The 16092-nt window shown below is 63.4% G+C and carries 1 protein-coding gene; it reads right to left on the bottom strand.

Translation table 11 applies throughout. The features are described from left to right. Positions 1-49 precede the first annotated feature (49 nt). The gene (locus tag RG2_RS02065; protein WP_230590270.1) at positions 50-16039 is read right to left on the bottom strand and encodes a non-ribosomal peptide synthetase; all 15990 of its coding nucleotides are present in this window, start codon (positions 16037-16039) and stop codon (positions 50-52) included. Positions 16040-16092 lie beyond the last annotated feature (53 nt).

Below are 16092 nucleotides of genomic sequence, written 5' to 3'. Positions count from 1 at the left end.
GCCGCATACCTGACATTCAATTGAACAGCAAATCCTTAGACACTGCTTGCTACGTCACATCAGAATCCTCTCGATACCGCACCAGGTCAAAGATCTGAGAGAGAACTGATGGCGCCATCATCTCGGCATGCGTGGCATCGACCGAGTGTTCGCGAATGATCGCGACCCGATCCGACCATCGCTCGACCAGGTCGCGATGACGATGGAGATCTCTCTGCGCAACAACAAAATCCACAACTCCGCGGTAGCTCCTCGGTTCGTGGTCACTCGCCATTCTGGCAAGTTTCTCCACTCTCTCCGAAGCAGCTTCCAGGAGTTCAGCGGTCACAAATTCCAGGTGAGCTCTGGTGCGGATCTCGTCGGCCGCCTGCGCAAAGGTCAGATCGACGCGCGGCGCTTCCAGCTCGGTCAGACCCAGTTCGGCAAATAGCTCGCCAGCGGTGGGAGCTACTTGAATGGCCGGTATCCTCTCCGGCGGCAACGTATCGAGCATGACAACCGATCCGACGCTCGCGCCGGACTCCTCGAGCGCCACCGCCATCTCCTGCGCCACGGTTCCACCGAGCGACCAGCCGAGCAGGTGGTACGCGCCCTCGGGTTGAACGATCCGCACCGCGTCCACGTACCGTTCGGCGAGCGCGTTGAGGGTTCCGGGCAGCTCGCCCGCACCCGTTGCCTGCACTCCGTAGACCCGACGTCCGCCCAGGTGCTGCGCCACACCGGCGTAGCACCACGCCAATCCGCTCACGGGGTGAACGCAGAAGAGCGGCAGACGCTGATCGAGTGGATCTCCCCCGAGCAGGACAATGGTGTCCATCGGATCGGTCTTTCCGCCGGCCTCGATACGTTCGGCAAGTTCGGCCACGGTCGGATCGGTGAAGATCCATTGAACCTGCACATCACGATCGAGCCGCGTGCGTAGCGTCGACGCTACGTCAACCGCGCCCATGGAGGTTCCGCCGAGGTCGAAGAAATTGTCATACCGACCAACCGTGTGCGCGGATGTGTTGTGCGCAAACGCTTGTGCGATGCACTCTTCCAGTTCCGTTTCGGGTGGCTCGATCACACCTGAGACGCGGTGGTCCGGCGCCGGCAATGCCACCTTGTCGACCTTGCCGGACGGTAGCACCGGAACCGCGTCGATCACCGTGACGGTTGCGGGAACAAGGTGACTCGGCAGGGTTGCCGACGCAAACTTGCGCAGACTGCTCGGATCCGCCGACGCATCCTCGAGCGTGACGTACGACGCCAGTTCCCCGTCCACCACAACGGTTACCGCAAACGTGACAGCGGGATGCTGACGCAATCCGGCGTCGACCTCGGCGGGTTCGACGCGGATGCCGCGGATCTTCACCTGGTCGTCGTTGCGGCTCACGAATTCGAGGGCACCGTCGTTTCGCCGTCGTCGAACGAGGTCTCCGGTGCGGTACATCCGGGCACCGGGACGGTTCGGGTCGGCAACAAACCGAAGAGCTGTCCGCTCGGGCGCGTGGATGTATCCGCGGGCAAGGTTGTGGCCGGCGATGTAGAGCTCGCCGGTGACGCCGTCGGGAACCGGATGCAGCCTGGAGTCGAGGACAAGCGTCGACGCTCCATGTACCGGGGTTCCGATCGCTGTGTCGCCGCCGGTTATCTGCGCCGACGTTGCCGCCGCGATCGTGGTCTCACTGGGTCCGTATCCGTTGAAGATCCGGTGCCGAGCGGACCACTGCGCCGCCAGATCCACGCTCAACATCTCTCCCGCCGATTCCACTGTCAACGAGGGGATCTCGTTCGGGTCGAGTGTCGAGAGAACAGTGGGTGTTGCGATGAGATGGGTGATCGCGTGCGAGACGATGAACTCCGTCAGTTCGGCTCCCGCGAAGACATATTCCGGTGCCAGTACCAGCGTTCCGAGCGCGGCCGGCGCAATCATGAATTCGAGGACCGAGGCGTCGAAGGTAGGTGACGCCAGCTGCAGGATGCGCATGGCGGTGCCCGTCTCGAACATCTCGAGATGGGTGGCACACACATTTGCCAGGCCGCGATGAGATACCGCAACGCCCTTAGGGGTACCGGTCGATCCCGAGGTGTAGATGACGTAAGCGAGGTTGTCCGGGTGAGCTGCCCGCGCGCCGGTCAACGACGTTGTCGCAGTGCGATCGGACATCGGAATCCACGTCGTCACCGCAGGCAGGGAGCGGGCGCCCGCCACGCACAGTCCAAGGCTCGCTCCGCTGTCGGCAACCATCGCTTCGAGTCGCTCATGGTGCTGATCCGGGTCCACGGAAACCCAGGCGGCGCCGGCTCGCGCCACGGCCCACAGTGCAACTACCCACAGATGTCCGCGACCAGTTGCAACGGCAACAACGTCGTCGGGCCCGATTCCCCGATCCACCAGTTCCTGAGCCCAGTATGTTGATTGGTCGAACAGCTCTTGGTAAGTCCATACCCGGCCGTCTGCCTCGAGCGCGATGGCCTCGGGAGCTTCAGCGAGCACATTGCCGATGAGTGCGGCCAGGGTGAGCGGCGCGATATCACCGCGACTGCGCTGCGGCTGGTTCGCTCGGTCACCGAGTACATCGATATCCCCCACCACACTCTGCGGATGCGCCACCACTTCGCCCAGAATCCGCATGAACCTCGCGGCAAACAGTTCTGCTGTCGACTGCTCGAACAGGTCGGTGGCATACAGCAATCGCAGGCGCACACCGACGCCGGTGTCGGTCAGATCCCAGGTCAGATCGTAATCGGCGGTTACGGGGGCTTCCCCGGTCAGCCGGAGCGGTTCGATCCCGGGCACACTCGGAAGTTCGTGTGCACGTTGGTACGCAAGCATCACGGTGAAGAGCGGGTGTTCGTTTGCCGTGCGCGGCGGCGCGATTCGGGCAACCACGTCGTCGAAGGACACGTCGGCGTTGTCCATGGCCCCGAGATCGACGCGTCGTACCTGGTCGAGGATGTCCGAGAATTGATCGCCTGGACGGATATTCGTCCGCAGCGCGACGGTACCCACCATCATTCCGACCATCGACTGCAGGTCCGGATCGTTTCGTAGGCTTACCGCTGTGCCGACAACCACGTCGTCGGTTGCGCTTTCACGCGCGAGCAGCACCGCGATCACGCTGTGCAGGAGCATGAAGACAGTCACTCCCTGCGAGTGGGCCAGAGCTGTCAGCCCCGCGTACAGGTCACCGTCAACCGCGGCGGACACGACGGAACCTCGTTGTGTCGGAGCAGCGGGCCGCGGGTGGTCTGTCGGCAGCGGCAAAACGCCGTCGACACCGCGGAGAACTGTTGTCCAGTAGTCCAGTTGGCGGTGAGCGAGTGAGGTCGGATCGTTCTTGTCACCGAGCACGCCGCGCATCCAGATGCTGTAGTCCTGGTAGTCGACGGGCAGCGGGCGCCAATCCGGTTGATGCCCCGCACCTCTCGCAGACAGTGCGGCGGCAAAATCCGTGAGCACGATGCCCGTCGAACCGCCGTCGAGCGCAATATGGTGCACCACAACAACCAAGGCCCGGGCGCCGGAGCCGTCAACGGTCAACTGCACGCGCATCGGCGGTTGGTGTTCCAACTGGAATGGCGCGGACGCAAAGAGCGCTGCGCTCTCGTACAGATCGCCGACAAGCACGGGATCAAGATCGATTGCCGCGACATCTGCGACTACTTGGTGTGGCCCGACGGAATCAGCGGGAAAGACGGTGCGCAAAATACTGTGCCGGCCAACCACATCCGATATGGCTTCCGCCAGAGCGTCTACCTCGATGTCCGGTCCGATGGCGACCGCGAATACCAAGTTGTATGCCGACGACGCCGGACCGAGCTGCGAGCTCAACCACATACGCTGCTGCGCGGGAGCCAACGGCACCCGGCTTTCGGCGGCACGACTGGTGAGCGGTGGCCGGACCACAACGTCTTCGGCCGCATCGATCCAGCAAGCCAACGCACGCGGCGACGGATTCTCGAAAACCGCACCAACGGATACGTCGCGCCCGAACACCGAAGCCAGTCGACCCGCGACCACCGTGGCAGACAGTGAATCTCCACCGGATTCGAAGAAGTTGTGGCTCACACCCACAGTGCTGCCCGCGTGGTGCGACATCACTGCCGTCACCAATTCTTCTGTGGCAGTGAGCGGCCATGCGTGAGGTGTGGATTCGCCGAGGTGCGCGTGCAGTGCGCTCACATCCACCTTGCCGTTGCGGGTGAGAGGCAACGCATCGAGCATGACGATACGTCCCGGCACGAGGTACCCGGGTAGCTGCGCCGCCAATTCATGTCGGAGCGCGTCTTCGCTGGTTTCCTCGCCAACGACAAATGCGGTGATCACGTCGCCAATCAGGAGCGCGGACACAGCACTCACTCCGGGGAGCAACCGCGCCGCAGTCTCGATCTCGGCCAGTTCCACACGCACACCGCGCACTTTGACTTGGCGGTCCGACCGACCGACGAATCCCAATGCGCCGCTCGCTGTTCGGTGTACCAGGTCCCCGGTGCGGTAGCGTCGCCGCCCGCCCGCTGCCGCCACAAAGGATGTAGCCGTTGCGGCGGGATCGCCGAGATAACCCATCGCGAGACCGGGACCATTGACGTACAACTCCCCCACCCCGCCAAACGGGACGGGGCGCAGAGCGGCGTCGAGCACTTCGGCTCCGGTACCGGTGATGGGTTCACCAATTCCGTTGTCCGAGTCGATATCCGCAAGAGTTGCCACGACGCTGGCTTCCGTGGGGCCGTAGGCGTTGAGCATCCGCGCGCCGGTACTCCAGGCGTGTGCGGTCGCGGGCGAGAGCACGTCGCCGCCCACGGCAACCACGTCGAGCAGTGGCAGTGCGGCCGGGTCCATCGTGTCGAGCACACCCGGGGTGGACAGTAGGTGCGTGATGCGGTGTTCTGCCACGAACTTTTCGAGGTCTCGGCCACCGTAAACGTCGGGAGGCGCCACAACCAATGCTGCTCCGCTGCCGAAAGCAAGCAACATCTCGAGCACAGCGGCATCGAAGCTCGGATTGTAGCCCTGCAGGACAACCGAATCCGGTGTGACGCGGTATCGCGCCACAGCTTCGTCAGTGAGCGGGCCAAGCCCGCGGTGGGTTACCGCAACTGCTTTGGGGTTGCCGGTCGACCCGGAGGTATGGATGACATACGCCACGGCGTCCGGATTCTGCGTGCCGGGAACAGGGCTGACCGAGTGCAACACCGCCCGCAACTGACGCAGACGGGCGTCGGGGAAATCAGGGTCGATCGGCGCAAAAGCAGCGCCGGTCTTGGTTATCGCCCACAGACGGATGACGTAGTCGATCGATCGCACCGCGCTGATCTCGATCACCGCGCCCGGTCCGGCGCCGGCAGCTACCAGCTCACGTGCCAGTTCGTTCGACGCGTCGTCGAGTTCTCGATACGTGAGCATCTCTGTGCCGTCGCGCAGTGCGACGTTGTCGGGAAACGCCGCTGCGGTACGGGTGAAGATCTCACTCAGAGTCCGGGACGAATCAACGGGTGTTGCCACCCAGCTGGGTGCTGAGATCGTTGATGCTTCCGACGCCACCACGGAGGGGTTGGCCAGCGCGCGCTGCACAACGTCGACAAACAGGTCGGCCACCGATCGCGCAGTCGCTGCGTCGAAGTACTCTCGCGCGTACACAACCAGCCCGTCCGTGTGGCCGTCCGGCCGCTCGGTCAGCGATACCTGCATCTCGAACTTGGCTGCACCGGTATCGATTTCGGTAGCACTGACGGCCAGGCCGGCGATGTCGACGTCAGGAATGGTGAAGTTCTGCAGGGCCAACGCAACTTGCGGCATCCGGCCACCGAGCATCGAGGTCAGAGCTTCCACGGGCACATCGCTGTGCTCGAAGGCCGCAAGATCTCGGTCACGAACCTGTTCCACGAGCTGCAGCATCGTCGTGTCGCGGAGGATCTGTGCCCGCAGCGGGACAGTATCGACAAACATTCCGATCAGGCCGTCCAAGGCAGGTGAGCGGCGTCCGTCCACCGCGGTTGCGATCACCACGTCCGAGCTGCCACTCAACCTCGAGAGAACTGCTGCCAGTGCGGCGTGAAAGACCATGAAGGGTGTTGCCTGGGCCCGGCCGGCCAAGTCAGCGATCGCCGACGTGGTGTGGGCGTCGAGGGAGAACTCCACACGATCTGCTGTCCACGTCGTCGACACGAGGCCGCGATCCGGCGTCAGCGGCGCCACCGAGGTGACGTCCGCGAGTTCCGTCTGCCAGTGAGATACCGATTCGGTTTCCGAAGCCTGTTCCCACACTGCATAATCCGCGTACTGAACCGGCAGCGGCTGCCACTGCGGAGCCGAACCTGCGCGCCGGGACGAATAGGCAGCAAGCACGTCGCGAACGATCGGCACCAGAGAGCCACCGTCTGCGGCAATGTGGTGCACATTCACCGCGAGCACATGATGCTCGGGCGCGAGTATGAACAGTGCGGCGCGAATGGGGAGCTGATTGCTCACGTAAAACCCTTGGGATGCAAAGGCATGCAGATCGGCATCCAGTGAGTCTTCGGTGGCAGAACGGGATTCAAGTATCAGGTTCGCATCGGCCAGAATCTGCTGCACCGGTGGCCGCTGCGGATAGACGGTTCGCAGGATCTCGTGCCGGTTCAGCACGTCACCGAGGGCGAGTTGCAAAGCCGCACCGTCGAGCTCACCGCGTAGGTCAACGGCAACCGGCAGGTTGTACGCGCTGCTGGTGGCGTCGAGGGTGTTGAGCACCCACATACGTTGCTGATTGCGTGAGAGCGGAATTTCTACCGGACGCGGACCGGCAACAATGTCCGCTACACCCCGATCGGAATCCGGCTCTTGTTCCAGCGCCGCAGCAAGTTCCGCGACGGTCGGGTGTGCAAACAGCAGTCTCAGCGAGATGTTCCGTGCCAGGGTGTTTCCTACTTGCGACGTCACTCGGGTAGCAAGTAGCGAGTTACCGCCATGATCGAAGAAGTGTGTGCCACGGCCGATGTGGTCGGTTCCGAGCACGCTGGCGAATACGTCGGCCACAGCACGCTCGGTGGCGGTGCGCGGAGGTTCGAAGGGCAAGGCGGAAACGCGGGGTGTCGGCAATGCGCGCACGTCGAGTTTGCCGTTCACCACGGGCGGATCGCCGTGGAAAACCACAACGGCACCCGGGACCATGTACGACGGGAGCGCATCGGCGAGCCTGCGGCGCAGGTCGTCACCGTCAAGCTGCGCACCACGTTTCGGGCGCACATACGTCACCAGCATCGGAGTGTCCGCGGTGCTGGTGCGGAGAACCGTTGCGCAGAAGTCGACTTCCGTGATCGCTGCGATGGCCGCTTCGATCTCGGCAGGCTCGATCCGCACACCGTTGACTTTCAACTGCGCGTCGTTGCGGCCTAGGTAGTGCAGCCGGTGGCCACTACCGGTGTTCTTCCACATCACCAGATCGCCGGTGCGGTACATCCTGGCGCCGCCTGCGGTGGCGACAAAGCGTTCGGCCGTCCATTCGGGGTGACCGGCGTATCCACGCGCAAGCGCAGCGCCCGCAAGGTAGAGCTCGCCCGCGACGCCAGGTGGAACCGGCTCGAGGAAGTTGTCGAGCACAAAAGCGTCGACGCCGGCGACGGGATACCCGATGGGGATGTCGCGGCCGTTTGCGATAAGCGGTTCTGTCGCAACGGTGTACATGGTTGCCTCGGCCGGACCGTAGCCGTTCACTACGCGTCGTCCCGGTGACCATCGTTCGACAATGTCGACGGTCAGGCGCTCACCACCGAGCATCACCATCTCGAGGTGCGGCAGATCGTTGTCCTCGACCGTCGCCATCACCGTCGGTGTGATGCACAGGTGTGTGATCTGTTCGCGTCGAAGCAGGTCGGTGAGCGCGGGACCGGCAAACTCGGCATCCGACGCGAGCACCAGTGTTGCCCCGCTCGAGCCGGCGATCAACACCTCCAGGAGCGTCATGTCGAATCCCGGTGCGCCGCGGTGAAGTACGCGCGAACCAGTGCTTGCGCGGTAGCGCGCTGCCAGATCGGCGTCGAGTGCTCCCAGACCCTCGTGCGTGACCACGACGGCTTTGGGCGCGCCCGAGGTACCCGAGGTGAACACGACGTAGGCGGCGCCGCCGCTGGGGATCGTCTCTGTCGCTGCAGCACCAAGATCTGGGGAAAGCACCGCGCTGAGCGCATCGAGGGTGCGCGACGCCGGTTGAGCGGGGTCGATCAAGGCGGGCGCCGCACCGGTCTTGGCGATGGCCCACAACCGGACGATGGAATCGACAGTGCGATCCGCCGTCCACGGGATCACCCGTTCGGGCCCCGCACCGTCGGCGCGCAAGTCCGCCGCGGCAACGTCGGAGCGGCGATCGAGTTCGCGATAGGTCAGGGTATCGCCGTTGCCGGTAACTGCCAGCGCGTCCGGTGCGGTGCGCACTCCACGGGTGAGCATCGACGCCAATGTGGTTGTCGCGCTAGTGTCGACCCCGCTGGCCGGAACCAACGCTGCTCGCTCGCCCGAGTCCAGAAGATCGATCCGCCCGAGAATCACCGACGGATCAGCGGTTACCCGCTCGAGCAAGCGCACGTACCGTTCCGCGAACCGGGTGACCGTGTCTGCGTCGAATAGATCTGCGTTGTAGGCAAATTCCAGGCGCATCGGGTGATCGTCGGCGGCGTCAGTCACATTCAGCTGGAGATCGAAGTTCGCATGTTCGAACTCCGCAACCATCGGGGTGAGAGTCAGGCCCGGCAGTTCCCAGCTGGTCGGCCGCGGCGCCTGGAAGGACAGCGCGATCTGGAACAGCGGGTGGTGCGACGGCGACCTGGCCGGATTCAGCTGTTCGACGAGCGTCTCGAAAGGCATGTCCGCGTGGGTGTATGCGGCCAGGTCCTGCTGGTGAACGTGGCCCAACAACTCCGCGAAGGACGCGGTTCGATCGATCGTGGTTCGCAGAACCAACGTGCCCGCGAACATTCCCACCAGATCGTCCAGCTTGGGATCGGAGCGGCCGGCCACCACTGTCCCGATCGGCACGTCGGCGCTGGCGCTGTACCGCGAGACGAGTGCGGCCAGCGCGGCATGCATCACCATGAACGTGGTGGCGTTGTGTGATCGTGCCAGGGTGTCGAGCAGCCCGCGCAAGGAATCACCGAGCTCGACCTGATGGGATCGGCCCAGGCCCGACGGCGTCAGCGGCCGTGGATGATCCAGCGGCAACGTCACCTGATCTGGCAAACCGGCCAGGTTCTCCAGCCAGTATTCGGCGACATGATCGGGAACTCCCGAATCGCGCTGCCACACGCTGTAATCGGTGTACCGAACCGGCAACGGCTGCCAGGACGGCGCGACGCCCTTCGCGTGGGCGGTGTATGCGGTGACGGTGTCTCGAATCAACGCGTCCATCGACCACGCGTCCGCGGCAATGTGGTGGATCACCAATGCCAGAACATGAGAGCCCTCGTCGAGGCGGAACAGTTCGCCGCGAACCGGTGGATCCACCGTCACATCGAAGCTTGATCCCACCAACTCGGCAACCCGGTCCATGACCGATTCAGAGCCGATTGTCACGGGTTCGAGTGCGGGAGTGACCAGTTCGGCCTCGAGCACCACCTGACGCACACCGTCGACTCCCACCGGGTAGACCGTCCGGAGCGTCGCGTGCCGCTCTACTACGTCAACCGCGGCTTTGCGCAGCGTCTTGGCGTCGACGTTTCCGTCGAGTCGCAGAATCACGGGAATGTTGTATCCGGCTGCGGTGGTGTCGAACTGGTTGAGAATCCACATGCGGTGCTGCGCCGGCGAGAGGATCAATTCTGCATCGCTGCCGGCAGGTTCGAGAGCGATGCGTCGACGGCCACTGCCGATCCTGGCGCTGATGCCTGCGGCCAATTCGCTGACGGTGGGGCGCTCGAATACTTCACGCACATCGATGTCGGTGTCGAAGACCGCGCTCAACCGGGTAGACAGACGGGTCGCGATAAGAGAGTTTCCGCCCTGGTCGAAGAAACTCCGTGCGACGTCCACGGTTTCGAGGTGCAGGAGTTCGGCGAATACTGCTGCAACGGTTTCTTCCATCGGGTCGCGCGGTGGCCGCCCGTGGGTGGGGCGCGAGGCAGGCTCAGGCAATCCTGCTCGGTCGAGTTTGCCGTGCGCGGTGATCGGCAGTGCGGGCAGCGGCACAATCAGCGTGGGCACCAGATGAGCGGGCAACTGGTTGCGCAGATCCGTGACAACGGCGTCCGCATCCCCGCTGTCCGGCGCGATGTAGGCCACCAGCGCCGGTCCGGTGGGCAGCTCACGCAGAACTACTGCGGCCGCGCTGATCTCGGGCCGACGCAACAGCGCCGCTTCGATCTCGCCCGGCTCGATGCGATAGCCGCGCAGCTCTACCTGACTGTCGGCACGACCGATGTACCGCAGCGCGCCCCGGTACATCCGAACCCTGTCGCCGCTGCGGTACATCACCGATCCGGCAACGGCGGGTTCGGGAACAAATCTGGTTGCACTCAGTGCGGGCTTACCGAAGTATCCGGCCGAAACCTGCGGGCCGGCAACATACAGTTCGCCGACGGTACCTTCCGGCACCGGCCGCAACGAGCTGTCCAATACATACGTACGGAGTCCGGGAAGCGCCGTGCCGATGACTGAATCGTCGTCACCGGCGCCCGAAAGATCGAATGCTGTGACGTGCACCGTGGTTTCGGTGATGCCGAACATGTTCACGGCGCGAATCTCGCGATGGCTGTCGAGCCAGCCGCGAACCGAGCCCACATCCAGTGCTTCCCCGCCGAAGATCAACAGCCGCACGGGCAGTTCGGTGGACTGCGTGATCGCGGCAAGCGCCTGGAACGCCGACGGAGTCTGATTGAGAACAGTGACTCCTTCGTCTACCAGCAACTGCGCGAACTGCGGAGTGGACCGGGCGACATAGGCGTCGACGGGAACCAACCGTCCACCGGTTGTCAACGCTCCCCACATCTCCCAGACCGAGAAGTCGAATGCACCGGAGTGGAACATCGTCCACACGTCGCCTGCGCCTACATCGAGAATCTTTTCGGTTGCCGCCAGCAACGCGATGACGTTGGCATGTGACACCACAACACCTTTGGGGGTGCCGGTGGAGCCGGAGGTGTAGATCAGGTACGCGTCCTGCGCAGGTACCACCGCGCGGCGTCGGGCAAGGTCGGGATCACCCACTGCCGCAACGTCGATCAGTTCGCGGCCGAAGTTCGTCAGGCGGGGTACCGCAGATTCGGCGCAGAGCACGTGTGTCGGTGCGGCGTCGCCGAGTAGATACTCGACCCGCGCGTCGGGATAGTCGAGGTCCAGGGGAACGTACACACCGCCGGACCGAACTACGGCCAGCACCGCAATCACAAACTCCGACGAGCGCGGCAGCGCAACGGCCACCCGGTCTCCCACTCGCACACCGCGCTCGATCAATGCGCCGGCAAGCACTGCAGACCGATGTTCGAGCTCGGAGTACGTGAGACGATCTTCGCCGACGCCTACTGCAACGTCATCACCGTGTGTAATCGCCTGTGCCAGAAACAGTTCTGCCAAGGAGTGTGCCGAGTAAGCAGGCGCCGCAACAACTGGCGTCAGCGCATCATGTTCGCCGCTGCTCAGGATGTCGACAGCACGAAGCGTGATATCCGGCGTGGCCGTGACGGCTTCGCAGACTAGCAGCAGCCGGTCCATCCATCCGGTCACGGTCTCCGCGTCGAAGATATCGGCAGCGTAGGTGAGTGACCCGGCGATTCCTCCGGGCGAGCCGTCGGGAAGGCGTTCTTCACGGACGGCGATTTCGATGTCGAACCGAGCGTGATCGGGGGTGCGTCCCACGCCGTGTGCCGTCGCCGAGCCGAGTGCCATATCGGCCTCGGTACCAAACGCGTCGAGCGCTAGCACCACACGGAACAACGGATTCCGGTTCAGTCCACGGTTGGGTGCAACCCGATCGACCACCCAATCGAACGGCACGTCCGCGTGTGACATTGCGGCGAGATCGACATCGCGAACCTGTTCGAGGAATGCAGCAAAGGTGTCCCCCGGCTTGGTCGCCGTGCGCAGTGCCACCGTGCCGGCAAACATGCCAACTGTGGAATCGAACGCAGGGTGTGCGCGTCCGGACGTGGGAGTCCCGATCGCAAAATCCTCTGCGCCGGTGATCTTGTGGAGCAGGATTGCGAGCACTGCATGCAGCGCCATGAACGTGGTGGCGTTGTGCTGGCGGGCAATCGCCGTCAGCCGTACGTGAAGATCTGCCGGTATGTCGAACGCGATAGTGGCAGCGGGCGGCTCCGTGCCCATCGCCCGTCGCCTGTCGGTGGGCAGATCCAATTGCGTCGGCAGCGACCCAAGCGTGTTCTCCCAGAACGCAAGTTGGTCATGAGCAAGGCTTCCCGGCTGATCGGGGTCGCCGAGCGCTGCTCGCTGCCACACCGAATAGTCGCGGTAATCCAGCAACTGCGCCGGCCAGTTCGGCTGTGCGCCGCTAACGCGATCGTCATATGCCCGGACCAGGTCACCTACCACCGCACCGAACGAGAGTCCGTCTACAGCAATGTGATGAGCAACGACGGTCAAGCGGTGGTCGTGTTCGCCGAACGACGCCAGCACCAAGCGCAGTGGCAGTTCGGCAGCGACGTCGAATCCGCGTCCGGCTGCATCTGCGGCCGCGCCGGCGTATTCGTCTGCGCCAACCTGCAGCAGGCTTGTCGTGGAGTCCGACAGGACCTGCACTGCTGTGCCTGCAGTTCCGATGGGATACGTCGTCCGCAAGACGCGATGCCGCTGTTGGACGTCGGCAAACGCCTGCTCGAGCGCGTCGATGTCGAGCACTCCGCCGAGTGTCACCTCGAAAGAGACGTTGTAGGCAGAAGATTCCGGGGCGAGACGCGAGAGCAGCCAGATACGTTGTTGCGCCAGTGACGGTTCCACCACGACATTGGCGGTGACCACAACAGGTTCCGGCAACGCCGAACCTGCGGCCGATCGGCGAAGGTGCTGCGCGAGTCCCGTGGGTGTCGAGGCCTCGAACACGTCGCGGACACCTACGCGAATGCGAAGGGCCTCGGACAGCCTGTTCGCGACATACACCGCGGCAAGCGAGTTCCCGCCGGAGGCAAAGAAATCGGCATCGGCACTCAGCGATGCAACGCCGAGTACATCTGCCATCACGGCGGCAACAAGAGCTTCGTGGTGATCGACCGGTTGCAGCGCGACGTCCGCTTCGCGATGCGGCGTGGGTAGCGCGTCTCGGTCGATCTTGCCGTTTATTGTGGTCGGCCAGGTAGAGACCACGGTGACCGAGGACGGCATCATCGCAGCGGGTAGAACATTCACCAGATGCTCGGTGACAAACGACGTCTCGGTGACAATCGACGTGTAGGTGGACTCAGGCCCCTCATCGGCCTTGAGTACAACGTACGCAGCGATTTCGCCGTCGCGAGCGACAGCCAGCGCCGACGCCACACCTGAGACGGACGTCAGTGCCGCTTCCACCTCACCGAGTTCGACCCGGACACCGCGGATCTTGACCTGATGGTCTGCGCGCCCGACAAATTCGAGCTGGCGCTCTGCCGTCCACCGCACGAGGTCGCCGGTTCGGTACATGCGACTCGACGGGTCTCCGTACGGCGCCGCAACAAACTTCTCAGCGGTGAGGCCCGCGCGGCGCACGTATCCGCGTGCCAGTCCGGGGCCCATCACATACAGTTCGCCGGTTGCTCCAATTGCGCTCGGCTGCAGACGTGCATCCAGCACAACAGCGGATACGCCGTCGATGGGCCGGCCGATCGGTGGTCGCTGCGCCGGGTCCAGCGGTTCGCTCATGAACGCGGTCACACTCGCTTCGGTGGGACCGTACGAGTTGACGACGCCGACGTACGGCGACCACCGCTCGATCAGATCCGGCGAGGGCGACTCGCCGCCGACGTTGAGCATGCGCAGGTCCGGCAAGCCACTCGGATCCATCGACGACGCCACCGCCGGCGTGGACAGGAAGTGCGTCACGCGTTCTGCGCGTAGGTAGTCGGCCAGATCAGCACCGCCGATCAAGCCGGGCGGCACCACTACCGCGGTTGCGCCGGTTCCGTGTGCAAGAAGGAGTTCCAGTACCGCAACGTCGAAAGCGGGTGAAACAAAGTGAGCGACCCGGGCCGACGCGTCGACAACAAGATTCCTGGAGTGGCCGCGCAGCAGCGAAGTCGCAGCGCGGTGTGTCACCGCAACACCTTTCGGCTGCCCGGTGGAGCCTGATGTGTAAACGATGTAGGCGACGTCATCGATCGCCGCAGCGCGCAGTACAGGTGTTTCGTGTTGATCGGCATCGTCGTAGTGGTCGGTGTTGATGTCCACGTGCGTAATTCCCGTAGGCGCCGACCACGATCGCGGCGCAACTACGACGCTCACGCCCGCGTCTGCCAACATGAATTCGATACGTTCGGCCGGGTAGTCCGGATCGACGAACATGAAGGCGGCGCCTGATCGGATGACCGCGCGGAAGGCGATTACCGACCCCGCCGAACGCGCTGCGATGATCGCCACCACATCGCCGGCGCCAACCCTGCGATCAATCAGCTTGTTACACAAGAAGGCTGATCGGGAGCGGAGCTCACCATAGGTGATCGTAGCGCCGTCCGCGCGGACTGCCGGTGTTCCGGCGCCGCCGGATCCTTCGGACAGAACTGCGTCGAGTGTCTGCGGCGCGATTGCCGGTAATCCCCTGCTGGGCACCAGCATCGCGTAATCCTCGGCGGTCAGCACACCGAGCCTGCCCACCGGAAGATCCTCGGGCGCATCGACAAGCTCGGTCAGAACCTGCACAAACTGCTGGTGGTGAAGCTCGAGGTCTTGCTCGCTGTAAACACCGGGGTTGGCCTCGAATCCCAACCGAATATCAGCGCCCGCAACCGCTGGGTAGATGCTGAAGAACAGATCGTCGATAGGGCCGGACGTGAGTACGTGAAATTCTCCGACAACGTCGCCGAGGCGAATAGTGTTGTGGAACATCATGATGTTCACGGCGGGCCCAGCCGAATCACGGGTCCCACCGCGGCTGCCGGGGCCGGCCATATCTTCGTAACGGAATCGTTGATGGCGCAGGGCGCCGGTCAACTGCGTGGACAGCTGACTCACGAGTTGGGCCGCTGTCAATTCCGGATCAACCGACACGCGCATCGGCACGATGTTGGCGAGCATTCCGCCGGAGCGTCGCATCGCGGCCGTCGTCCGTCCTGAAATGGGAAGGCTCAGAGTAACTTCGGTAACTCCGGCCATGCGGGCCAGGTACACGGCGTAGGCACCGGCGATAATCGGAACCTCGCTGGTTTCCCACAGTTTCGCAACTGTGGTGATCCGCGCGGCGAGATCTGCGTCCATGGTGCGGGTGAGCATGCGCTGCGGCATCGACGGCGCTGCGCGGCGCTCGGTCAACCGCACGGGTTCTGGCATACCGTCAACCAGCTGAGCCCAATATTGCCGGTCTGTTTCGAATCGGGAAGACGAACGATACGACGTATCCAACTGGTACAGCTCATGCAATCCGAGCGCACGTAAGGGCGGCACCTCAGTGTTTTCCACCAAATGTGTGTAATGCTCCGCAACTCGATTCATAAGCGTCATTGCGCCATGTCCGTCGAGTACCAAGTGGTGGGCGTGCGAATACCAGAAGTAATGATTTTCTGAGACGTGCAACAAAGTGGCGGCAATTAGACGATCGACCGACATATCAATCGGGCGTGAATATCTCAGCGTCATCCACTGATGTGCTGCTTCGAACGGATTCTTACTGCCGCGTAGGTCAACATAGCCAAGCGAATCGGGAATTGAAAGGTCAACAACCTGGTGTGGTGCCGCATCCGTCTCGACCAGCCGTACCAGCGCAGATTCGATCTCGCGGCACCCACGGTCCGTTGCTTCGATCAAAGCGGACACGTCGATAAGTCCCCGAAGTTCCACGTACTGGGCAACAACAAAAGGGGTTGAAGGATTGACTTGCTGCGCCAGCCACAGCGCCTGTTGGGCACGAGACAGCGGGAAAGAGTTCAAACCCGATACCTCCACCTTCATCAGCCCCGAATTATGTATTGGAAACGCCGGCTGATCAGGTCCATCTAATTACG

It is taken from the genome of Rhodococcus globerulus NBRC 14531 (genome assembly GCF_001894805.1).
Lineage (GTDB): Bacteria > Actinomycetota > Actinomycetes > Mycobacteriales > Mycobacteriaceae > Rhodococcus_F > Rhodococcus_F globerula.
This window is presented reverse-complemented; position numbering and strand designations above follow the sequence as displayed.